At 57.8% G+C, this 20,063-nt stretch carries 23 protein-coding genes and 1 tRNA gene; 13 read left to right on the top strand and 11 right to left on the bottom strand.

Annotated features, from left to right (window positions below; genetic code table 11):
* The first annotated feature begins 76 nt into the window (after positions 1-76).
* Genes RMS95_RS09065 through RMS95_RS09055 form a run of 3 tightly spaced genes read left to right on the top strand, consistent with a single transcriptional unit; the run spans position 77 to position 2,547 of the window.
* Complete coding sequence (locus RMS95_RS09065) at positions 77-1,738, top strand: FAD-dependent oxidoreductase (protein WP_310645471.1); 1,662 nt, start codon at positions 77-79, stop codon at positions 1,736-1,738.
* A gap of 16 nt (positions 1,739-1,754) precedes the next feature.
* On the top strand, positions 1,755-2,000 hold the full coding sequence (locus RMS95_RS09060) for a DUF2783 domain-containing protein (protein WP_310645469.1): 246 nt from the start codon (positions 1,755-1,757) through the stop codon (positions 1,998-2,000).
* A gap of 13 nt (positions 2,001-2,013) precedes the next feature.
* On the top strand, positions 2,014-2,547 hold the full coding sequence (locus RMS95_RS09055) for a VOC family protein (RefSeq protein ID WP_310645467.1): 534 nt from the start codon (positions 2,014-2,016) through the stop codon (positions 2,545-2,547).
* Here the strand turns inward: RMS95_RS09055 and nth are convergent, their stop codons facing one another.
* Positions 2,548-3,186, bottom strand: coding sequence for an endonuclease III (nth, locus tag RMS95_RS09050; RefSeq protein WP_310645465.1), 639 nt, complete (start codon positions 3,184-3,186; stop codon positions 2,548-2,550).
* 31 nt (positions 3,187-3,217) lie between these two features.
* Between nth and RMS95_RS09045 the strand changes: the two genes are divergently transcribed.
* The gene (locus RMS95_RS09045) at positions 3,218-4,408 is read left to right on the top strand and encodes a PLP-dependent aminotransferase family protein (RefSeq protein WP_310645464.1); all 1,191 of its coding nucleotides are present in this window, start codon (positions 3,218-3,220) and stop codon (positions 4,406-4,408) included.
* Positions 4,409-4,443: 35 nt separating this feature from the next.
* Positions 4,444-4,878, top strand: a complete 435-nt coding sequence (locus tag RMS95_RS09040; RefSeq protein ID WP_310645462.1) for an SRPBCC domain-containing protein — start codon at positions 4,444-4,446, stop codon at positions 4,876-4,878.
* 82 nt (positions 4,879-4,960) lie between these two features.
* Here RMS95_RS09040 and gcvH read toward each other — a convergent pair whose 3' ends face one another.
* Both gcvH and RMS95_RS09030 read right to left on the bottom strand, forming a co-directional pair.
* The gene (gcvH, locus tag RMS95_RS09035) at positions 4,961-5,323 is read right to left on the bottom strand and encodes a glycine cleavage system protein GcvH (protein ID WP_310645460.1); all 363 of its coding nucleotides are present in this window, start codon (positions 5,321-5,323) and stop codon (positions 4,961-4,963) included.
* A 5-nt stretch (positions 5,324-5,328) separates the two neighbouring features.
* Complete coding sequence (locus RMS95_RS09030) at positions 5,329-7,014, bottom strand: electron transfer flavoprotein-ubiquinone oxidoreductase (protein ID WP_310645458.1); 1,686 nt, start codon at positions 7,012-7,014, stop codon at positions 5,329-5,331.
* A 102-nt stretch (positions 7,015-7,116) separates the two neighbouring features.
* Between RMS95_RS09030 and RMS95_RS09025 the strand changes: the two genes are divergently transcribed.
* Both RMS95_RS09025 and RMS95_RS09020 read left to right on the top strand, forming a co-directional pair.
* Positions 7,117-7,896, top strand: a complete 780-nt coding sequence (locus RMS95_RS09025) for an SDR family oxidoreductase (RefSeq protein WP_310645456.1) — start codon at positions 7,117-7,119, stop codon at positions 7,894-7,896.
* Positions 7,893-8,315: an acyl-CoA thioesterase gene (locus RMS95_RS09020; RefSeq protein WP_310645454.1), complete on the top strand. Its 423-nt coding sequence runs from the start codon at positions 7,893-7,895 to the stop codon at positions 8,313-8,315. Before RMS95_RS09025 ends, RMS95_RS09020 begins: the two co-directional genes overlap by 4 nt.
* 4 nt (positions 8,316-8,319) lie before the next feature.
* Here the strand turns inward: RMS95_RS09020 and RMS95_RS09015 are convergent, their stop codons facing one another.
* Complete coding sequence (locus RMS95_RS09015; RefSeq protein WP_310645453.1) at positions 8,320-8,586, bottom strand: YkgJ family cysteine cluster protein; 267 nt, start codon at positions 8,584-8,586, stop codon at positions 8,320-8,322.
* Positions 8,587-9,174: a peroxidase-related enzyme gene (locus tag RMS95_RS09010; protein WP_310645451.1), complete on the bottom strand. Its 588-nt coding sequence runs from the start codon at positions 9,172-9,174 to the stop codon at positions 8,587-8,589.
* 61 nt (positions 9,175-9,235) lie between these two features.
* On the opposite strand from RMS95_RS09010, the gene RMS95_RS09005 reads away from it, so the two are divergent.
* The gene (locus RMS95_RS09005; RefSeq protein WP_310645449.1) at positions 9,236-9,664 is read left to right on the top strand and encodes a carboxymuconolactone decarboxylase family protein; all 429 of its coding nucleotides are present in this window, start codon (positions 9,236-9,238) and stop codon (positions 9,662-9,664) included.
* Between the two features lie 9 nt (positions 9,665-9,673).
* Here RMS95_RS09005 and RMS95_RS09000 read toward each other — a convergent pair whose 3' ends face one another.
* Positions 9,674-10,228 carry a LuxR C-terminal-related transcriptional regulator gene (locus RMS95_RS09000; RefSeq protein ID WP_310645447.1) on the bottom strand — a complete coding sequence of 185 codons (555 nt, stop codon included), beginning with the start codon at positions 10,226-10,228 and terminating at the stop codon, positions 9,674-9,676.
* Positions 10,229-10,320: 92 nt separating this feature from the next.
* Here RMS95_RS09000 and RMS95_RS08995 point away from each other — a divergent pair, with 92 nt between their 5' ends.
* Positions 10,321-11,022, top strand: coding sequence for a CoA transferase subunit A (locus tag RMS95_RS08995; protein WP_310645445.1), 702 nt, complete (start codon positions 10,321-10,323; stop codon positions 11,020-11,022).
* Positions 11,023-11,032: 10 nt separating this feature from the next.
* Positions 11,033-11,671, top strand: coding sequence for a 3-oxoacid CoA-transferase subunit B (locus tag RMS95_RS08990; protein ID WP_310645444.1), 639 nt, complete (start codon positions 11,033-11,035; stop codon positions 11,669-11,671).
* Positions 11,672-11,723: 52 nt separating this feature from the next.
* On the opposite strand, the gene RMS95_RS08985 is transcribed toward RMS95_RS08990, so the two are convergent.
* From RMS95_RS08985 to RMS95_RS08975, 3 genes are all read right to left on the bottom strand, one after another.
* A tRNA-Gly gene (locus RMS95_RS08985) sits at positions 11,724-11,797 on the bottom strand.
* 18 nt (positions 11,798-11,815) lie between these two features.
* Positions 11,816-12,157, bottom strand: a complete 342-nt coding sequence (locus RMS95_RS08980) for a hypothetical protein (protein WP_310645442.1) — start codon at positions 12,155-12,157, stop codon at positions 11,816-11,818.
* Positions 12,158-12,266: 109 nt separating this feature from the next.
* Entirely contained in the window at positions 12,267-13,745 is a 1,479-nt protein-coding gene (locus RMS95_RS08975) for an NAD-dependent succinate-semialdehyde dehydrogenase (protein WP_310645440.1), read from the bottom strand.
* An 88-nt stretch (positions 13,746-13,833) separates the two neighbouring features.
* Here RMS95_RS08975 and alaS point away from each other — a divergent pair, with 88 nt between their 5' ends.
* The 3 genes from alaS (at position 13,834) to RMS95_RS08960 (ending at position 18,293) form a co-directional block, all read left to right on the top strand.
* Positions 13,834-16,485 carry an alanine--tRNA ligase gene (gene alaS, locus RMS95_RS08970; RefSeq protein WP_310645438.1) on the top strand — a complete coding sequence of 884 codons (2,652 nt, stop codon included), beginning with the start codon at positions 13,834-13,836 and terminating at the stop codon, positions 16,483-16,485.
* Positions 16,485-17,042, top strand: a complete 558-nt coding sequence (locus tag RMS95_RS08965; RefSeq protein WP_310645436.1) for a TlpA disulfide reductase family protein — start codon at positions 16,485-16,487, stop codon at positions 17,040-17,042. Before alaS ends, RMS95_RS08965 begins: the two co-directional genes overlap by 1 nt.
* 132 nt (positions 17,043-17,174) lie before the next feature.
* Positions 17,175-18,293 carry a transglutaminase domain-containing protein gene (locus RMS95_RS08960; RefSeq protein ID WP_310645434.1) on the top strand — a complete coding sequence of 373 codons (1,119 nt, stop codon included), beginning with the start codon at positions 17,175-17,177 and terminating at the stop codon, positions 18,291-18,293.
* A 30-nt stretch (positions 18,294-18,323) separates the two neighbouring features.
* Here the strand turns inward: RMS95_RS08960 and RMS95_RS08955 are convergent, their stop codons facing one another.
* On the bottom strand, positions 18,324-19,220 hold the full coding sequence (locus RMS95_RS08955) for a pseudouridine synthase (RefSeq protein ID WP_310645432.1): 897 nt from the start codon (positions 19,218-19,220) through the stop codon (positions 18,324-18,326).
* A 14-nt stretch (positions 19,221-19,234) separates the two neighbouring features.
* On the bottom strand, positions 19,235-19,963 hold the full coding sequence (gene trmB, locus RMS95_RS08950; protein ID WP_310645430.1) for a tRNA (guanosine(46)-N7)-methyltransferase TrmB: 729 nt from the start codon (positions 19,961-19,963) through the stop codon (positions 19,235-19,237).
* Between the last annotated feature and the right edge of the window lie 100 nt (positions 19,964-20,063).

Here is a 20,063-nt window from a genome sequence, read left to right as displayed (position 1 = left end):
CGTTTAGAGAAATTGATTTACCAATGTTAAACTTTTAAACATCAAAAATGCGCCGCCCACATAGGAGACAAGCGCCATGGGTTCCTACACCTATCCAAAATTTAACTACGTCGCACCGACCGACTTGATGACGCAGCCGCCGCAGCGCAGACCCCTCATCGTCATCGGGGCAGGCCCTGTGGGCTTGGCGGCTGCGATTGACGCACGCTTGCAAGGTTTAGAGGTCTTGCTGTTTGATGAAGACGATTCGGTGTCGGTGGGCTCGCGTGCCGTGTGTTACGCCAAGCGCACCTTGGAGATCTTGGACCGTTTGGGGGTGGGCCAGCCCTTGTGCGAGAAGGGGGTGAGTTGGAACATTGGCCGCACCTTCAAGCAGCAAGAAGAGGTGTACCAATTCAACTTGGTGCCCGACCCCGGTCACAAGCGCCCAGGCATGATCAACCTGCAGCAGTACTACTTGGAAGAAGCCTTGGTCAACCGCGCTTTAGAGCTGGGCGTAGACATTCGCTGGAAATGCCAAGTGGCGGGCGTCACCTCGCACGACGACCATGCGTGCGTGCGTGTGTCGTCACCGGACGGTGAGTTTGAGATTGAGGCCGAATGGTTGGTGGTCGGTGACGGCGCGCGCAGCCCTGTGCGTCGCATGCTGGGTTTGGACATCGAAGGCCATGTGTTCAAAGACCGTTTCTTGATTGCCGATGTGGTGATGAAGGCCGAGTTTCCGGCCGAACGTTGGTTTTGGTTTGACCCGCCGTTTCACCCCGGACAAAGCGTGCTGCTGCACAAGCAAGCCGACAACGTGTGGCGCATTGACTTTCAGCTGGGCTGGGATGCCGATCCTGAAGAAGAGAAAAAGCCCGAGCGCGTGCTGCCGCGTTTGCAAGCCATGTTGGGCGACGAGCGCCCGTTTGAGTTGGAGTGGGTCAGCATCTACACCTTCCAATGCCGCCGCATGAAAGACTTTCGCCACAAGCGCTTGCTGTTTGTGGGCGACTCGGCGCATCAGGTGTCGCCGTTCGGCGCCCGTGGCGCAAACTCTGGCATTCAAGACGCCGATGGCTTGATGTGGAAGCTGGCCTTGGTGTTGCGTGGCTTGGCGCCCCAAGCGTTGCTCGACACGTACAACACCGAGCGCGGTTTTGCAGCCGACGAGAACATTTTGAACTCCACCCGTTCAACCGATTTCCTGACCCCTAAAACCTCCACCAGTCGCGTGTTTCGTGATGCGGCTTTGGCGTTGGCACGGCATCACCCGTTTGCGCGTAAGTTGGTCAACTCTGGGCGTTTGTCGGTGCCGAGTTTCATCACTGAGTCCGCGCTCAACACGCCCGATACGGATGTGTTTGAGGGCAATATGCTGCCCGGCGCACCCATGGACGACGCACCCATTCAAATCAATGGCCAAGACGCTTGGCTGTTAGACCAAATGGGGCACAGCTTTCAGTGCCTGGTGTTTGTCGATGAAGTCGGGCAACTCGATGCTTCAACACGTCAAGCCTTGATGGACCTGTCGGATGGGCCTGTGCCTGTTCATGCCGCCGTGATCAGCCGCCATGCCGGTGCCATTGAGGGGCAGCCTGTTTATGTGGACACGCAAGCCTTGTTTGCCAAGCGCTACGACGCACAGGTTGGTAGCGTGTGGTTGTTACGCCCAGATCAACATGTGTGCGCGCGCTGGCGCCACTTCAACCCAGCGCAGCTGCAAGCCGCGTTGGCACTGGCTACTTGCAATCTTTGAGCACAAGGTACACACCATGCCACACCTTAATTTAGCCCCGAATTTCAACGAACAAGGCAAACGCTACTTTCGCGATTTCACGCCGGGCGATGACTTTTACCAAGCCTTGATCGACACCCACCGCGAACTGAGTGACGCTCAGAGCGCTTTGGTGAACGCCAAGCTCATCTTGCTGTTGGCCAACCATGTCGGTGACATGCAGGTGCTGCGCGAAGCCTTGGCCTTGGCACGCGCCGACGTCACCCAAGAACCCAAGTTGTAACTGGAGATTCGCCATGAAGATTGACCGCATTCACCACGTCGCTTACCGCTGCAAAGACGCCAAAGAAACCGTCGAGTGGTATGTCAAGCACCTGAACATGAACTTCGTGCTCGCCATTGCCGAAGACTTGGTGCCCAGCACCAAAGCGCCCGATCCCTACATGCATGTGTTTTTAGATGCAGGCAACGGCAACGTGTTGGCATTTTTTGAATTGCCCACCGCACCCGAAATGGGGCGCGACCCCAACACGCCCGAATGGGTTCAGCACATCGCTTTCAAGGTGGAGAGCATGGTCGCGCTGGAGGCGGCCAAGGCCCACTTGCAAGCGGGTGGTGTGGAGGTGTTGGGCATCACTGACCACGCCATCTTCAAGTCGATTTACTTCTTCGACCCCAACGGCCACCGCTTAGAGCTGGCCTGTGATGTGGGGACGCCCGAAATGTACGAAAAACTCGATGCCGTCAAATGGGACATGCTCGAAGAGTGGAGCCAAACCAAACAAGCCCCCAAGCATGCGGCTTGGATGCACGAAAAAGAATTTCACTGATCAGGGCTTGGGTGTTTTGGATTTGAAGCTGCAGAACTCAGACACTGCACATTGCCAACACAGCGGCTTGCGCGCTTGGCACACATAACGCCCGTGCAAGATGAGCCAGTGGTGCGCGTCCACCAAGTACTGAGGTGGAATGCGTTTCATCAATTGCATTTCCACCGCCAACGGCGTTTTGCCAGGGGCTAAACCGGTGCGGTTGCCCACGCGAAAAATGTGCGTGTCTACCGCCATGGTGGGCTCACCGAAGGCCACATTCAGCACCACGTTGGCGGTTTTTCGGCCCACGCCTGGCAGGGCCTCTAGCGCTTCGCGTGTGCGGGGCACTTGCCCTTGGTGCTGCGTCACCAAAATTTGGCAGGTTTGCATCAAGTGTTTGGCTTTGCTGTGGCACAGACCAATCGTCTTGATATAGCTTTCAAGGCCGTCGAGGCCCAAATCTAAAATTGTCTGTGGCGTGTTGGCCACCGGAAACAACTTCCGCGTGGCCTTGTTCACGCCCACATCGGTGGCTTGGGCACTCAGCAGCACAGCGGCCAATAACTCGAACACGCTGGTATATTCCAACTCGGTATTGGGCTGCGGATTGGCTGCTTTCAGCGTCGCAAAAAAAGGCTCAATGTGCTGTGTTTTCATCCGACCATTATTCCCCACCATGCCCTCAACCATGCAGTACGCTGACCGCCTCAACAACGTTGAAACCTCCGCCATTCGTGAACTGTTCAAACTGCTGGGCAAGCCCGGCATCATCAGCTTTGCCGGGGGCTTTCCCGACAGCGCCATGTTTGATGTGCAAGGCATTCGCGAAGCAAGCGTTGCCGCATTGACCCAAGAGCCTGGTGCCGCCCTGCAATACGGCGCGACCGAGGGCTATAACCCGCTGCGCGAACAACTTGCTGCTTTCATGGCCAGCAAAGGCGTGAAGGCCTTAGACGCCAACGGCCTCATCGTCACCACCGGCAGCCAGCAAGCGTTGGACCTGATTGCCAAAACCTTGCTCAACCCCAACGACGTGGCCTTGGTCGAAGGCCCCACGTTCTTGGCCACCATCCAGTGCTTCCGTTTGTATGGCCCACAAGTGGTGGGCGTACCCATCGACGCCCAGGGCGTGCAAGTGGACAAGCTGGAAGAAATGATGGTGCAACACAAACCCAAGCTGGTGTACCTCATTCCCACCTTTGGTAACCCCAGCGGCGCCACACTCAGCCTTGAGCGCCGCTTGCGTGTGCTCGAACTCGCGGTGAAATACAAAACCGTGGTGGTGGAAGACGACCCCTATGGCGACCTGTACTTTGGCGATGCACCGCCACCTTCGTTGTTGGCGTTGAGCGACCAAGTGCCGGGCAGCCGTGAGTGGTTGATCCACTGCGGCTCACTCAGCAAAGTGTTGTCGCCCGGCCTGCGCGTGGGCTGGATGATTGCACCGCCCGAACTCTTGGCCCGCGCCACCATGTGCAAGCAGTTCAGCGACGCACACACCTCCACCTTCGCGCAAGCCACCGCCGCGCACTACCTCAAAGCGGGCCGCATGCCCGCCACTTTGGCGCATGTGCGCAGCGTCTACGCCGAGCGTGCGCAGGCCATGGGCGACGCCTTGAAGCGCGAATTGGGAGATGCACTCACGTTCACCCAGCCGCAAGGCGGTTTGTTCTTCTGGGCCAACCTCACAGGCGCAGGCGGCAGGGTGAAAGACGGCGCTGAACTCGCCAAGCGTGCCATTGAAAAAGGCGTGGCCTTTGTACCGGGCGCACCGTTTTTTGCGAACGACCCCGATGCATCCGCGATTCGTTTGAGCTTTGCCACGGCGGATGTGGAGAAAATCAAAGAGGGTATTGCCCGATTGGGGCAGGCGTTGTAACGCTGGTGATACCCCGAAGCGACTGAGGCAATCAGATGGATCACGACCAAATTTTTCGCACAGAGAGAACGCTGCCGTTCTCGCCGCAAGTGGTTTACAACGCGTTTTCTTCGGCAGAGCTGTTGGCGACTTGGTGGGGGCCTGAAGGATTTACCAACGAGTTTGAAAGTTTCGACTTTCAGGTCGGTGGCCGCTGGAAATTTGTCATGGTGGGGCCTGATGGGGCGCGTTATCCCAATCAAAGTGTTTTTACTGAGCTTGTGCCTGCGTCACTGATCGCGATTCGCCACGACTGCGAGCCATTTTTCACATTGACGGTGCAACTCCGCGAAGTGGTTGGCGGCACGCATGTGCTGTGGCGACAAGCGTTTGATGACAAGCATGTGGCGCAAGCTGTCAAAGCGATGGTTGAGCCAGCCAACGAACAGAACCTAGATCGACTGACACAGCTACTTGGGTTGAGTGCATAAATTCTGGTGCGTCAAGCATCAAGTCCAAACAAAGAAAAAGGCTGCTCAACGAGCAGCCTTTTTGCATGGAGACATGGCGGTATTAGCCCGTGACCGCCTGATAAGCCGAAGCATCCATCAACCCCTCCAACTCAGCCGCATTGCTGAGCTTGACTCGGTAAAACCAACCCGCACCTTCAGGGTCGCTGTTGGCCAAGGAAGGGTCAGCTCGCAAGGCTTCGTTTTGTTCGAGGATTTCTACGCTCGCGGGCATGTGCACGTCAGCGGCGGCTTTGACCGACTCGACCACACCGGCCACGGTGCCTTGTGCAAATGTTTTGCCGACTTCTGCGAAGTCAACAAACACGATGTCGCCCAGCGTGTCTTGTGCGTGTTGGGTGATGCCCACCAACGCGGTGTCGCCTTCTAGGCGCACCCAGGTGTGTTCTGCGTGATATTTGTTCATAGTCTTTACATGCCGCTGTAGTTAGGGCCGCCACCGCCTTCAGGCGTGACCCACACGATGTTTTGTGTGGGGTCTTTGATGTCGCAGGTCTTGCAATGCACGCAGTTTTGCGCGTTGATTTGCAAGCGGTCGGTGTTGTCGTCGTTCTTCACGTACTCATACACACCGGCGGGGCAATAGCGGCTTTCTGGGCCGGCGTAGGTGGCGAGGTTGATGTTGACGGGCACTGATGCATCTTTGAGCGTCAAGTGCGCGGGTTGGTTTTCTTCGTGGTTGGTGTTGCTGATGAACACGCTGCTCAAGCGGTCAAATGTGAGTTTGCCGTCGGGCTTGGGGTAGTTGATTTGGGCGTGCTGTGCCGCAGGCTCCAAGCTCACATGGTCGGGCTTGTTGCCGTGCAGGGTCCAAGGTGGCGTGTCGATGCCAAGCTTTGGCAACAGCCATTGTTCGATGCCGGTCATCACGGTGCCAACCAACATGCCTTTTTTGAACCACAGCTTGAAGTTGCGGTATTGGTTGAGTTCTTTGCTGAGCCAGCTCTTCTCAAACGCTGCAGGGTAGGCGCTCAGCTCATCGTTGGCCCGGCCTGCAGACACGGCTTCATAAGCGGCATCAGCGGCCAGCATGCCGCTTTTGATGGCGGCGTGGCTGCCTTTGATACGGGCGGCGTTTAAGTAGCCGGCATCGCAACCAATCAGTGCACCGCCTGGGAACACGGTCTTGGGCAAGGCTTGTGGCGTGCCGTTGTTGATGGCGCGTGCACCGTAGCCAATACGCTTGGCGCCCTCGAGGTGGGCTGCGATGGCGGGGTGTGTTTTCCAGCGTTGCATTTCTTCAAAGGGGCTAAGCCAAGGGTTTTTGTAGTCGAGGCCGAGCACAAAACCGAGGGTGACTTTGTTGTCTTCGAGGTGGTACAAAAAGCCGCCGCCAAACGCGTCGTCTTGCATGGGCCAGCCAGAGGTGTGCACCACCAAGCCGGGCTTGGCTTTGGAGGGATCCACTTCCCACAGCTCTTTGATGCCGATGGCATAGCTTTGTGGGTCTCGACCCTCAGCCAAGTGGTATTTGGCAATGACTTGTTTGCCCAAGTGGCCACGTGCGCCTTCGGCGAAGATGGTGTACTTGGCATGCAGTTCCATGCCGAGCTGGAAGTTGTCGGTGGGCTCACCTTCTTTGCCGATACCGAGGTTGCCGGTGGCCACGCCTTTGACACTGCCATCGTCGTTGTACAGCACTTCAGCCGCTGTGAAGCCTGGGAAGATTTCCACGCCGATGGATTCGGCATGTGCTGCCATCCACTTCACCACGTTGCTGAGTGACACCACGTAGCAGCCATCGTTGTGGAAGTTGCGGGGCAGCAGCCAATCGGGCGTGCGCTTGGAGCCTGTTTCGCTGAGGAACAACACATCGTCGCCCGTGACTTCTTGGTTCAGCGGGCAGCCGAGTTCTTTCCAGTTGGGGATGAGCTCGGTCATGGCCTTGGGGTCCATCACCGCGCCCGACAAGATGTGCGCGCCGGGTTCGGAGCCTTTTTCCAACACGACCACGGAAACGTCGTTGCCCTTTTCGGCGGCGAGTTGTTTGATGCGAATGGCTGTGGCCAAACCACCGGGGCCGCCGCCGATGACGACCACGTCGTATTCCATGGCTTCACGGGGGCCGAACTGGGCGAGGATGTCTTCTTGTGTCATAAAGTCTTGTCTCAGTCTGTTGTCAGAGGTGAGACAGATTTTAGGGCCTGCCTTAGATGCCCTTGTCATAATGAAAATCACCTAGACAAAGAGGAGACAGACATGGCTTACAGCATCGATTTATCGGGTCGCGTGGCATTGGTCACGGGCGCATCCAGTGGCTTGGGGGCGCAGTTTGCACGCACGCTGTCCCGCTCGGGCGCCACGGTGGTGTTGGCCAGCCGTCGCGTCGAAAAGTTAGAAGCTCTCCGTGCCGAATTGCAAGCCCAAGGCGGCACGGCGCATGTGGTGGCGATGGATGTCACCGTGCTCAGCAGCATTCAAGCGGCGGTGGCGCAGGCCGAGCAGCAAGCGGGCCCCATTGATATTTTGGTGAACAACTCAGGTGTGAGCACCACACAGCGCGTGCAAGACGTGAGCGAGGCTGACTTTGATTTCACGTTTGACACGAACGTGAAAGGCTCGTTCTTTGTGGCGCAAGAGGTCGGCAAGCGCATGCTGGCTCGCGCCAAGGGCGCAGCGCCCGGCACATTCAGTGGTCGCATCATCAACATCGCTTCGGTGGCGGGCTTGAAAGTGCTGCCGCAAATCGGCGTGTATTGCATGAGCAAAGCGGCGGTGGTGCAAATGACCAAGGTGTTCGCGATGGAGTGGGGGCGTTTTGGCGTCAATGTGAACGCGATTTGCCCGGGCTACATCGACACCGAAATCAACCACCACCACTGGGGCACCGAGCAGGGGCAGAAGTTGGTCAACATGTTGCCGCGTAAACGCGTGGGCGAACCCAAAGATTTAGATGCTTTGCTGGTCATGCTGGCCAGCAGCGAGAGCGGTTTTGTCAACGGCGCCATCATCGCGGCTGACGATGGCTTTGCCCTATGAAATACGACATTCCCGAGCACAAAAAACTGGTGTTTGAACTGGTGGTGCCCATTCGCTGGGGCGACATGGACGCGATGGGGCACGTCAACAACACCACGTACTTTCGGTATCTTGAAACCATTCGCATCGACTGGATGCGCTCCATCGGCGCCGAGCCGCAGCCTGATGGGCATGGCCCTGTGATCGTGAATGCGTTTTGTAATTTCTACAAACAGCTGGAGTACCCCGGTGATGTGCTGATGAAGATGTACACCAGCGACCCTGGGCGCACCACTTTTGAGACATGGGGCACGATGGAGTTGGTGGGGAAACCGGGCGTGATTTATGCCGCAGGCGGTGCCACCACCATTTGGGTGGACTTTCCGAATCAAAAAGCGATTGAACTACCCGATTGGGTTCGCACCATCGTGACCCCTTGAGCGATCATGCATGCGCCTGTGGTGCGGTGGCTGCATCCAAGGCGGTCAACCAAAGCAGGGCGGCTTGACGGTCTGACCCGCACATCTCCGGCTGGGGTTGTAATCCGTCACAAAACGCAGGCCGCTCAGGCTTGCCAAACACGGCGCAGCGCATGTCGGCCATCAGTTGCGCGCAAGGCACACCCGCTGGTTTGCCGTTGGGCATACCGGGCAAGGGGCTGGTGATGGACGGTGCAATGCAACACGCGCCGCAACCGCTGCGGCACTGCATTTACTTTTGTTTGGGCACGCGGCCCATCGTATAAAACTCGGGATTCGGCATCATGCCGCTGAAGCTGGCCATGCGGTTGCTCAAACCAAAGAAGGCGGTGATGGCGGCAATGTCCCACGCGTCTTCGTCGTTGAACCCGTGCGCGTGCAAGGCTGCAAAGTCAGCGTCTTCAATGTGGTCGGAATGCTGACAAACCTTCATCGCGAAATCGAGCATAGCGCGCTGGCGTGGACTGATGTCGGCTTTGCGGTAGTTCACTGCCACTTGATCGGCCACCAACGGCTTTTTCTCATAAATGCGCAAAATCGCACCGTGAGCCACCACGCAATACAGGCAGTTGTTGGCCGCACTGGTGGTGGTGACGATCATCTCGCGGTCGCCTTTGGTGAGGCCACTCTCACGCCCCACGGACTCGGGCACCATCAAAGCATCGTGGTAGGCAAAGAAGGCGCGCCATTCGGCTGGGCGTCGTGCGAAGGCCAAAAAGACGTTGGGCACAAAGCCCGCTTTGTCTTGCACTTCCAGCACTTTGGTGCGGATGTCTTCGGGTAAGTCGGTGAGTTCGGGGTGAGGGTAGCGGTTGGTCATTGGGTCTCCATGCTGGGGTTTTAGCTTTTGATTATGTTCAGAGATTTTTCAGGAGCCTGTCATGTCAAACACACCCACGTCACCTTCCCAGCAAGCCCGTGCTGAGCGCCTCGATGATGCGGCTTTTCAGGCAGGATTGACCACCCGCACCCAAGTCATGGGGCCTGAGTTTGTGGACCGTGCGTTTGGCAACGCCACCGACTACACCTTGCCCATGCAAGAGTTCATCACCCGAAACGCTTGGGGCAATGTGTGGCAACGCCCCGGTTTAGACCTGAAGACCCGCAGCTTGGTCACGGTCGCCATGCTCACCGCCTTGGGCAAGCAACACGAGCTCAAGGCCCATGCGCGCGGGGCACTCAACAATGGGGCGACGCCAGAAGAGCTGCGCGAAGTGATGCTGCACGCCACGGTGTACTGCGGCTTTCCGACGGCGATCGATGCGTTCCGATCGGTGACCGAGGTGGTGGAGTCGTTGGCGGCGCCCTGAGGTTGGAGCCTAGCCCACCAGCAGCTTGTGCACCAAGTCGCCCGTGGTGGATGACTTGTATTTGCGCATCAGTCGCGCACGGTAAATCTCGACGGTGCGATGGCTGATGGCTAACGCTTTGCCGATTTCTTTGGAGGTCATGCCGTCCATCAAAAAGGCCGCCACTTCGCGTTCACGCGCAGTCAGTTCGGCTTTGACAGGCCGGTGTGCGCTGAGATCTTCAAAGCTCCAAATGCCCGCCTCGTGCGGCGCTTCTCGGTTCAGCGCTCGGCCGGTCACGTGGCACCAAAAGGGCTCGCCTTTGAATTGGCCGTCGATGCGTTTCATCACGCGGTCATCGGCGTACAGGCCTTTGGTGTTCAAGATGGGGGCAATGCGCGCGCCGGTGCGCTCGTATTCGTCGGCGCTGGGGTAGAGCAGCTGAAATGACTGGCCAATCAGCTGCTCGCGTGAGGCGCCAAACATGTCGCACAAACGTTGGTTGCAGTCCAAGATGTTGCGATTCCTGGACAGCACCAAGCCGATGGGAGCGAGGTCAAAGGCAAGTCGGTAATCGATGTCCATGGAAAGGCTTGGGGGTCTGTGCTTACGAAAAACTACGTATGTGATTACGTAGTATCGTCGTAGAACTTTGTGGCACTTTTTGGAGCACTCCTTTGAATAAGATTTTTCCTAGCGCTGAAGCAGCGCTGAAAGACATCGTGGCCGATGGCCAGCTGATGGCGGTGGGCGGATTTGGCCTGTGCGGCATTCCCGAGGCCCTGATCGACGCACTGCGCGACAGCGGCGTGAAGGACTTGACCGTCATTTCTAACAACGCGGGTGTGGACGGTTTTGGTTTGGGCAAGTTGCTTGAAACCCGCCAAATCAAAAAAATGATTTCCAGCTACGTGGGCGAGAACAAAGAGTTCGAGCGTCAATACTTAGCTGGCGAGCTGGAGTTGGAGTTCACGCCTCAAGGTACCTTGGCTGAGAAGCTGCGTGCCGGTGGCGCCGGCATTCCCGCTTTCTTCACCAAAACAGGCGTGGGCACTCTGGTGGCCGAAGGCAAAGAACTGCGCGAGTTCGATGGCGAAACCTACGTGATGGAGCGCTCGTTGGTGCCTGATATTGCTTTGGTCAAAGCCGAGGTGGCCGATAAGTCGGGCAACTTGCGCTTCAACATGACAGCGCGTAACTTCAACCCCGCTGCCGCGACCGCAGGCAAGATTTGTGTGGTGGAAGTGGAGCGCATCGTGGAAACGGGCGAATTGGCACCCGATGACATTCACTTGCCAGGCATTTATGTGCACCGCATCGTGCACAACCCCACGCCTGAGAAGCGCATTGAAAAACGCACCACCCGCGACCGCAAATAAGGAAATCACCATGGCTTGGACTCAAGACGAAATGGCCGCACGCGCGGCAAGCGAACTGCAAGATGGTTTTTACGTGAACCTTGGCATTGGCATTCCCACGCTGGTGGCCAACCATGTGCCTGACCATGTCGAGGTTTGGCTGCAAAGCGAAAACGGCATGTTGGGCATTGGCCCTTTCCCCTACGACGACGAAGTCGACGCCGACCTGATCAACGCAGGCAAACAAACCGTGACCACCATCAAAGGCTCCGCCATCTTTGGCAGCGATCAGTCGTTTGCCATGATCCGTGGCGGTAAGATCAATTTGTCCATCTTGGGCGCGATGCAAGTGAGCGAGAAGGGCGATCTGGCCAACTGGATGATTCCCGGCAAGATGATCAAAGGCATGGGCGGCGCGATGGATTTGGTGGCGGGCGTCAAGCGCGTGATCATCTTGATGGAGCACGTCGCCAAGAAGAAAGACGGCACCGAAGATCTGAAAATCTTGAAAGACTGCACGCTGCCTTTGACCGGCGTCGGCGTGGTGGACCGCATCATCACCGACCTCGCGGTGATGGACGTGGTGCCCGAAGGCTTGAAAGTGATTGAACTCGCACCTGGCGTGACACGTGAATTCTTGCAAAGCAAGACTGGTGTGGCGCTGATTTAATTCATCCGTTCACCGCCCATGAAAAAGCCGCTCATTGAGCGGCTTTTTTGTTTGGAGCGGGTGATGGGGATCGAACCCACGTTATTTGCTTGGGAAGCAAAAGTCCTACCATTGAACGACACCCGCTTGAGAGTGTCAGTGGGTTCAGGCCAGTGCGGCTTGCATGGCCTTGCCGATGCTTTCGAAGTAGTCGAGCGACGCCTGTGTTGGCACCAAGTATTTGGTACGGCGATTTTTGCCTTCAAACACGGTGTCAATCATGCCGAGTTCGCGCAATTGATCGAGTTTGCGGTGAATGGTGGCGGGGGAGGCAATGGTGCCGAGCGCCATTGCTTCTGTCACCGTCAGTGGTTTTTCTTGCTCATGACGCACTGCAATCACTTCGAGCAATTTCTTGGCATCGAGATCCATGGCAGGCGCGTGTGCTTCCCCTTCCAACGCGTGGATGAGATTGAGAAAACGTAGGTAAATTTGTTTGGTTTTCATGATGCTATGTCCTCGCTTGCCTAGGAAAATCAACGATATAGATTGTATACATTGTTTTATTAAATGGGCGTCAAACCCTTTAAATCAAGAGTGAATGTTAAATTTGGTGTTATTTTTGGATATCGCCAAGGCACAAGTACTTCATCTCTAAGTACTCGTCCATGCCGTGGCTAGAGCCTTCGCGTCCCAGACCTGACTGTTTGACGCCGCCAAATGGCACGTGCTCGGTCGCGATGATGCCCACATTGATGCCGACCATGCCGTACTCCAGCGCTTCGCTCACGCGGTAAATGCGGCCAATGTCACGGCTGTAGAAATAACTAGCCAAACCAAACTCGGTGTTGTTGGCCGCATCGATGGCTTCTTGGTCTTTGTGGAATCGGAACACAGGGGCGAACGGACCAAAGGTTTCTTCGCGGGCGCACAGCATGTCAGCGCGTGCTTCTGCGATGACGGTGGGTTCAAAGAATTGACCCGATAGCTTGTGGCCACCGGTGATCAGTTTTCCGCCTTTGGCGAGCGCGTCTTTCACATGACGTTCGACTTTTTCGACGGCGGCATCTTCAATCAGCGGGCCTTGCAACACGCCGTCTTCAAACCCGTTGCCGACTTTGAGCGCTTTGACTTTGGCGGCGAACTTTTGCACAAACTCGTTGTACACCGCGTCTTGCACGTAGATGCGGTTGGCGCACACACAGGTTTGGCCTGCGTTGCGGTATTTGCTGGCCATCGCGCCTTCCACAGCGCTGTCGATGTCGGCGTCGTCAAACACGATGAAGGGGGCGTTGCCGCCCAGCTCCAAGGCCAGCTTTTTGATGCTGGGCGCGGACTGCGCCATCAAAATACGGCCCACTTCGGTGGAGCCCGTGAAGCTGATGTGGCGCACGATGTCGCTGCTGCAAAACACTTTGCCTACGGCAATGCTGTTGTCGCTGTCTGCGGTGAGGATGTTCAACACACCCGCGGGGATGCCCGCGCGGATGGCCAACTCAGCAGCCGCCAAGGCGGTGAGGGGGGTGAGTTCAGCGGGCTTGATGACCACGGGGCAGCCAGCAGCCAGCGCGGGGGCTACTTTGCGCGTGATCATGGCCAGCGGGAAATTCCACGGCGTGATGGCGGCGCACACGCCGATGGGCTGCTTCAACACCATCAAGCGGCGGTTGTTGTCGAACTGGGGCAAGGTTTCGCCATTCACGCGCTTGGCCTCTTCGGCAAACCACTCCACAAAGCTAGCGCCGTAGGCCACTTCACCCTTGGCTTCTGCAAAGGGTTTGCCTTGCTCTGCCGTCATGATGCGGCCCAAATCTTCTTGGTTCGCCATCAGCAGGTCGTACCACTTGCGCAACAAGATGCTCCGCTCTTTGCCGGTTTTGTTGCGCCATGCAGGCCAAGCCGCATTGGCGGCATGGATGGCGGCTTCGGCATCTTGGGGGCCGAGGTTGGCCACATCGGCCAGTTTTTTGCCTGTGGCGGGGTCATGCACATCGAAGCGACTCGCACCTTGTATCCAATGACCGTTGATCAAGGCGTCGGTCTTGAGCAAGGTGGGGTCGTTGAGCAAAGAAAGGGGCGCGGTTTTCATGTCCATGTGGGTCTCCAAATTCAATCCGCTGAGCATACCGCCGGGACAGTACCCCGAATGACCCTGGGGTGACACCCAAACTTATAATTTGAGGATGACTAAACCGCAATTCACCGTCGCCGACATCCGCAAAACGTTCTTGGACTTCTTCGAGTCCAAAGGCCACACCGTCGTGGCCTCTAGCCCCTTGGTGCCGGGCAATGACCCCACTTTGATGTTCACCAACTCGGGCATGGTCCAGTTCAAAGACGTGTTTTTGGGCGAAGACAAGCGCTCTTACGTGCGCGCCGCCTCGGTGCAAGCTTGCTTGCGCGCCGGTGGCAAACACAACGACTTAGAAAACGTGGGCTACACCGCCCGCCACCACACCTTCTTCGAAATGCTGGGCAACTGGTCGTTTGGTGACTACTTCAAACGCGAATCGTTGCAGTGGGCGTGGGAGTTGTTGACCGAGGTCTACAAACTGCCCGCTGACAAGCTGTATGCCACCGTGTACATGGAAGACGACGAGGCGTATGACATTTGGCACGGCATTTTTGTCAAGGCCGGCTGGACGCCTGAGCGCATCATGCAAGAAACCCGCATCATCCGAATTGGCGACAACAAAGGTGGCCGTTACAAGAGCGACAACTTTTGGATGATGGCCGACACCGGCCCTTGCGGTCCTTGCTCTGAAATCTTTTACGACCACGGTGACCACATCCCAGGCGGCCCTCCTGGCAGCCCCGATGAAGACGGTGACCGCTTCATTGAAATTTGGAACAACGTGTTCATGCAGTTCAACATGGACGACACAGGTGCTGTGACACCACTGCCCGCGCCTTGCGTGGACACGGGCATGGGCCTCGAGCGCTTGGCGGCCATCTTGCAGCACGTGCACAGCAACTACGAAATCGACATTTTTGATGCGCTCATCAAAGCCGCGTCACGCGAAACCGGCTGCACGGACTTGGGCCACAAGAGCTTGCGTGTGATCGCCGACCACATCCGCGCCACCTCGTTCTTGGTGAGCGACGGCGTGGTGCCCAGCAACGAGGGCCGTGGCTACGTGCAACGCCGCATCATCCGCCGCGCCATTCGCCACGGGTATTTGTTGGGTCAGAAAAAACCGTTCTTCCACAAGCTTGTGCCTGACCTCGTCAAGCTCATGGGCGATGCCTACCCCAACATGGCCAGCCAAGCCGAGCGCATTGCTTCGGTGTTGAAAGCCGAAGAGGAGCGTTTCTTTGAAACGCTCGGTGTGGGCATGCAAATTTTGGATGCGGCTTTGGAAGGCGGCGTCAAAGTGTTGCCTGGCGATGTGGCCTTCAAGTTGCACGACACCTACGGCTTCCCGCTCGACTTGTCGGCCGACGTGTGCCGCGAGCGCGGCCTGATTGTGGACGAAGCCGGCTTTGCCGCCGCGATGGAAAAACAAAAAAATCAAGCCCGTGCCGCCGGCAAGTTCAAGATGGACAAGGCCTTGGACTACACCGGCGCTGGCAACACGTTTGTGGGCTACGACGACCTCAAAGCCACCTCCAAAGTGGTGGCGGTGTATTTGGACGGCAACTCGGTGGCCGAACTCAAACACGGCCAAACTGGCGTGGTGGTGTTGGACACCACACCGTTCTACGCCGAGAGCGGCGGCCAAGTGGGCGATGCGGGTGTGTTGGTCAGCGGCTCTGCCAGCTTTGCGGTGGAAGACACCTTGAAGATCAAGGCAGACGTGTACGGCCACCACGGTACCTTGACCCAAGGCACTTTGGCTGTGGGCGACCACGTGGATGCACAAGTGGACGTGCAAGTGCGCGCGGCCACGGTGCGCAACCACTCGGCCACCCATTTGATGCACAAAGCCTTGCGCGAAGTGCTGGGTGACCATGTGCAACAAAAAGGCAGCTTGGTGAACGCCGAGCGCACACGTTTTGACTTTGCACACAACGCACCCGTGACCGATGCGCAGATTCGCGAAATCGAAGCCAAGGTCAACGCCGAAATTTTGGCCAACGCTGCGGCGCAAGCGCGTGTGATGGACATCGAGTCCGCCCAAAAAACTGGCGCCATGATGCTGTTCGGCGAGAAGTACGGCGAGACCGTGCGCGTGCTTGACATTGGCTCTAGCCGCGAGCTGTGCGGTGGTACACACGTCAAAGCCACGGGCGACATTGGTTTGTTCAAAGTGGTTGCCGAAGGCGGCGTGGCTGCGGGTGTGCGCCGCATTGAAGCCGTCACAGGCGCCAATGCTTTGGCTTATTTGCAATCGCTCGAAGACTCTGTGGCGCAAGCCGCTGGCGCGCTCAAAGCACCGCCGACCGAGCTCAACGCACGTTTGGCTCAGGTGTTGGAGCAAGTCAAAACGCTCGAAAAAGAAGTGTCAGCCCTCAAAGGCAAAGTGGCATCCGCCCAAAGCAATGATTTGCTGACGCAAGCGGTGGAGATCAAAGGCACCAAGCTGTTGGTCGCCAAACTCGACGGCGCAGACGCCAAAACTTTGCGCGACACCATGGACAAGCTCAAAGACAAGATGAAGTCGGCCGTGATCGTGCTGGCCGCTGCCGATGGCGAGAAGGTCAACATCGCCGCAGGCGTGACGGTAGACAACACAGGCAAAGTCAAAGCGGGTGAGTTGGCCAACTTTGTGGCCCAGCAAGTCGGCGGCAAAGGTGGCGGCAAGCCCGACATGGCGATGGCCGGTGGCACCGATGCTCCAGCCTTGCCCAAGGCTTTGGCCAGCGTGCAAGCTTGGGTGACCGAGCGCATTTGATGCGCCTTTTTGTTGGGGCGCTGTGTGTTGTAGGCGCTTTGGGTCTTTGGGCGTCCAACGCTTGGGCGCAGTTCGACAAGTCGCGCTGGCCCGCCCATGTTCCCACGCCAATGCTTGACGTGGTCGACTTGCAAGGCAAAGTTTGGTCTGCCCAAGATCTGGCGGGGCATGTGGTGGTGCTGAACTTTTGGGCCACCTGGTGCGCGCCTTGTAAAGAAGAGTTGCCCACCTTGCAAACGCTGCACGACATCCGTGATGCCAACACCTTGGTGCTCGCTGTCAACGTGCGCGAACCCTCGTTGCGCGTGGCGCGTTACGTGCAGGCCACGGGCTTGACCTTGCCCGTCCTGCTGGACCCCAAAGGCGAATTGGCCAAACGTTGGGGCGTGCGTGTGTTCCCCACCACGGTTTTGTTGGCCCCTGACGGCCAAGCCCGCTGGCGCGTCATGGGTGATGTGGACTGGAGCGGCCCAGAATCCCACCGTTGGTTGACGGAGGTGCGTCAAGACACCCGCGCTGCCAACGCAACGGCGAAGCCACTTCCTCTCAAGCGATAATTCATTCGCTCTCGCGCGGTTGCGCGAGGTGACCTGCCTTCGGGGCATTGGCGCGGGCCGCTGTGAATTGCAGCGGTGTTTCGGGCCTCTTGTGTGCCGACAGGTCTTCATTTCTATTCGGAGCTCTCTTTCATGACTCTCGTGCGTCGTTCCCTTCTCAAGGGGGCCGCAGCTGCGTGCGCCCTCACGGGTTTGCCTGGCTTTGCTTTGGCCCAAACCGCTTCCTCCGCTCGCCGCTTCGACCCGCAAGTGGGGCAATGGCGAACGTTTGAAGTCACCACCCGTGTTGACTTGGCTGCGTCACAAGGCACTACGCGCGTGTGGTTGCCCGTGCCTAGCATCAACTCGGATTGGCAACGCTCCTTGGAGAGCAGTTTCAGCAGCAACGGCACCTCGCGCATGGCCAGCGATGGCGCTGAAGGCGCCCGCATGCTCTACACCGAATTTGCCGCTGGCGTGACACCGTTTGTCGAAGTGACCAGCCGTGTGCAGACCCAAAACCGCAGCGTGGACATCAGCCAACCCGGCACGCACACGTTCACACCTGAAGATGTGGGCACCTTGCGCCACTACACCCGCGCCACACATTTGCTGCCCACCGATGGCATCGTGCGCAGCACCGCGCTCAAAGCCACGCAAGGCGCAAAGACCGATGCGCAAAAAGTACGCGCCATTTATGACTGGGTCGTGGCTAATGCCTGGCGCGAACCCAAGGTGCGCGGCTGCGGCGAGGGCGACATCAAAACCATGCTGGAGACGGGCAACTTGGGCGGCAAATGCGCCGACATCAACGCCTTGTTTGTTGGCCTGTGCCGCTCGGTGGGCGTGCCCGCACGCGATGTGTACGGCATTCGTTTGGTGCCTTCGGCCTTTGGCTACAAAGAGCTGTCAGGCAACCCTGCCAGCCTCAAAGGCGCGCAGCATTGCCGCGCAGAGGTGTATTTGCAAGCCCATGGCTGGGTCGCGATGGACCCTGCCGATGTGGCCAAAGTCATGCGCTTAGAAACGCCTGCTTGGATCAAGCGCACCGACGATGCCGTGGTGCAACCGGTCTACAGCCGCTTGTTTGGTGGCTGGGAAGGCAACTGGCTGGGCTGGAACACCGCCCACGATGTGGCCTTGCCCGGCAGCCAAGAAGACCGTTTGGGTTTCTTGATGTACCCCGTGGCTGAAACCGCAGAGGGGCGCTTGGACTCTTACGCACCCGACACTTTCAAATACCAAATCACGGCGCGCGAAATCAAGGCTTAAGGCCTTTGAAGCGTCGGGCTTGCCGACACTTCACAGCGTGATGCTCAAACGCAAAGCGCTGTGAAATTCACGCGCTTCGCCGGTGACAGGGTCTGTGAACGCGATGCTTTTGGCCTGCAACTGCAGCGGATGGCTGAAGTCTTCTTCTGCATCCGGTCCGCGCAGCACGGTGGGGTAAAACTGGTCGCCTTCGAGTGGCAGCCCCAGCGCCATCATGTGCACGCGCAGTTGGTGGCGCTTGCCACTGACGGGTTCTAGCTGGTAGAGCGCCCGCGTGCCTTCTGTTTTGAGCAGGCTGATGTGTGTTTCGCTGTTGGGCTGGCCAGCTACTTCTTGCGTTCTGAAAAAAAGTTCATCGGGTTGCAGGCGGCTGGTGTACACGCGCGGCCACGCTTGTGCAGGGTTGAAAGCCGCGACCGCTTGGTACACCTTGTGAATGGCTTGATCGCGAAACAAGGCGTGATACGCATCGCGGTCTTGCAGACGCTTGCCAAACAGCACCAAGCCCGCGGTTTCGCGGTCGATGCGGTGCAGGGGCACGAGGTCGTCGTTGCCCGTGAGGTGCTTGAGTTGCACCAACAAACTTTGTTGCACATAGCGGCCCGCGGGTGTGACGGGCATGAAGTGCGGTTTGTCTGCGACCAACAAATGCGCGTCTTCAAACACGAGGCTGGCCTTCTCGGGCAGCACGGGTTCATTGGCGATGTGACGGTAGTAGTAGAGCTTGGTGTGCGGTGTGTAGGCCTGTGTGGCTGTCACGGGTTGCGCTGCCTCGTTGAGCACCAACTGTTGCGCAAACCGGTCCAACCATTCTTCGCGCGAGATGTCGGGCATGCGCGCCACCAAAAAATCGAGCACCGTGGGCCAAGGCCCGACAGGCAACGACACGCGGCTCGGCCCGACACCGTTGCGCGTGGGGATGCGCATGTGTGTCAGCCCTTTTAGACCTTGGTGAATACCAAATCCCACACGCCGTGGCCGAGCTTCAAGCCACGGTTTTCAAACTTGGTGAGCGGGCGGTAGGCGGGCTTTTCGGCAAAACCGCTGGCGTCGGTGGCGGTGTTTTTGAGCAAAGGCTCGGCCGAGACCACTTGCAGCATTTGCTCTGAATACGGCTGCCAGTCGGTGGCCAAATGCAAATAGCCGCCGGGTTTGATGTGTTTGGCCAAGCGGTTGACGAACGCACTTTGAATCAAGCGGCGTTTGTGATGGCGGCTTTTGTGCCAAGGGTCGGGGAAGAAGATGTGCACGCCGTCCAAGCTGTTGTCGCCCAGCATGTGGTCCATCACCTCGATCGCGTCATGCTGCAAGATGCGGATGTTGCCAATGCTTTCTTCACCGCAACGCTTGAGCAAGGCGCCCACGCCAGGGGCGTGCACTTCGCAACATAAAAAGTTGTCGTCGGGGCGGGTCTGGGCAATCTTGGCCGTGGCGTCGCCCATGCCAAAGCCAATTTCCAAAATGAGGGGAGCGGTGCGGCCAAAGGTGGCGGCCGTGTCCAAACGCTCAGGCGTGTAAGGGACCAAAAACTTTCGGCCAAATTGCTCAAACGCTCGCGTCTGACCTGGGCCCATCCGCCCAGCGCGCAGCACGTAGGTTTTGATGACGCGCATGAAGGGTGCGTCGGCTTTGGGGGTGTCGGGTGTGGTGGGCGTGTCGGCGGTGGTCATGGATGAGAAATCAAGAAGTAGCGTGTGATTATCGCGGGCGACGGGTAGGCATTTTGTCTCCGTGCTGTATCAGATTTATAGGATCTCAAATCACTAATAA

Origin of the sequence: Limnohabitans sp. (assembly GCF_031539175.1) — a bacterium.
Lineage (GTDB): Bacteria > Pseudomonadota > Gammaproteobacteria > Burkholderiales > Burkholderiaceae_C > Limnohabitans.
Note: the sequence above shows the minus strand (reverse complement) of the source record. Positions and strands in the feature narration are given on the sequence as shown.

Bases quoted from the DNA above. Each gene is read 5' to 3' on its own strand.
- RMS95_RS09010 (WP_310645451.1), bottom strand. From the start codon at position 9,174: ATGACCAACCGCTACCCTCACCCCGAACTCACCGACTTACCCGAAGAC.
- RMS95_RS08980 (WP_310645442.1), bottom strand. From the start codon at position 12,157: ATGAAAACCAAACAAATTTACCTACGTTTTCTCAATCTCATCCACGCG.
- RMS95_RS09065 (WP_310645471.1), top strand. From the start codon at position 77: ATGGGTTCCTACACCTATCCAAAATTTAACTACGTCGCACCGACCGAC.
- gcvH (WP_310645460.1), bottom strand. From the start codon at position 5,323: ATGAACAAATATCACGCAGAACACACCTGGGTGCGCCTAGAAGGCGAC.
- RMS95_RS08955 (WP_310645432.1), bottom strand. From the start codon at position 19,220: ATGCGCATCCCCACGCGCAACGGTGTCGGGCCGAGCCGCGTGTCGTTG.
- RMS95_RS08975 (WP_310645440.1), bottom strand. From the start codon at position 13,745: ATGGACATGAAAACCGCGCCCCTTTCTTTGCTCAACGACCCCACCTTG.
- RMS95_RS09015 (WP_310645453.1), bottom strand. From the start codon at position 8,586: ATGCAGTGCCGCAGCGGTTGCGGCGCGTGTTGCATTGCACCGTCCATC.
- RMS95_RS09025 (WP_310645456.1), top strand. From the start codon at position 7,117: ATGGCTTACAGCATCGATTTATCGGGTCGCGTGGCATTGGTCACGGGC.
- RMS95_RS08965 (WP_310645436.1), top strand. From the start codon at position 16,485: ATGCGCCTTTTTGTTGGGGCGCTGTGTGTTGTAGGCGCTTTGGGTCTT.
- RMS95_RS09030 (WP_310645458.1), bottom strand. From the start codon at position 7,014: ATGACACAAGAAGACATCCTCGCCCAGTTCGGCCCCCGTGAAGCCATG.
- RMS95_RS09020 (WP_310645454.1), top strand. From the start codon at position 7,893: ATGAAATACGACATTCCCGAGCACAAAAAACTGGTGTTTGAACTGGTG.
- alaS (WP_310645438.1), top strand. From the start codon at position 13,834: ATGACTAAACCGCAATTCACCGTCGCCGACATCCGCAAAACGTTCTTG.
- RMS95_RS09040 (WP_310645462.1), top strand. From the start codon at position 4,444: ATGGATCACGACCAAATTTTTCGCACAGAGAGAACGCTGCCGTTCTCG.
- nth (WP_310645465.1), bottom strand. From the start codon at position 3,186: ATGAAAACACAGCACATTGAGCCTTTTTTTGCGACGCTGAAAGCAGCC.
- RMS95_RS08960 (WP_310645434.1), top strand. From the start codon at position 17,175: ATGACTCTCGTGCGTCGTTCCCTTCTCAAGGGGGCCGCAGCTGCGTGC.
- RMS95_RS09000 (WP_310645447.1), bottom strand. From the start codon at position 10,228: ATGGACATCGATTACCGACTTGCCTTTGACCTCGCTCCCATCGGCTTG.
- RMS95_RS09055 (WP_310645467.1), top strand. From the start codon at position 2,014: ATGAAGATTGACCGCATTCACCACGTCGCTTACCGCTGCAAAGACGCC.
- RMS95_RS09060 (WP_310645469.1), top strand. From the start codon at position 1,755: ATGCCACACCTTAATTTAGCCCCGAATTTCAACGAACAAGGCAAACGC.
- RMS95_RS08990 (WP_310645444.1), top strand. From the start codon at position 11,033: ATGGCTTGGACTCAAGACGAAATGGCCGCACGCGCGGCAAGCGAACTG.
- trmB (WP_310645430.1), bottom strand. From the start codon at position 19,963: ATGACCACCGCCGACACGCCCACCACACCCGACACCCCCAAAGCCGAC.
- RMS95_RS09005 (WP_310645449.1), top strand. From the start codon at position 9,236: ATGTCAAACACACCCACGTCACCTTCCCAGCAAGCCCGTGCTGAGCGC.
- RMS95_RS09045 (WP_310645464.1), top strand. From the start codon at position 3,218: ATGCAGTACGCTGACCGCCTCAACAACGTTGAAACCTCCGCCATTCGT.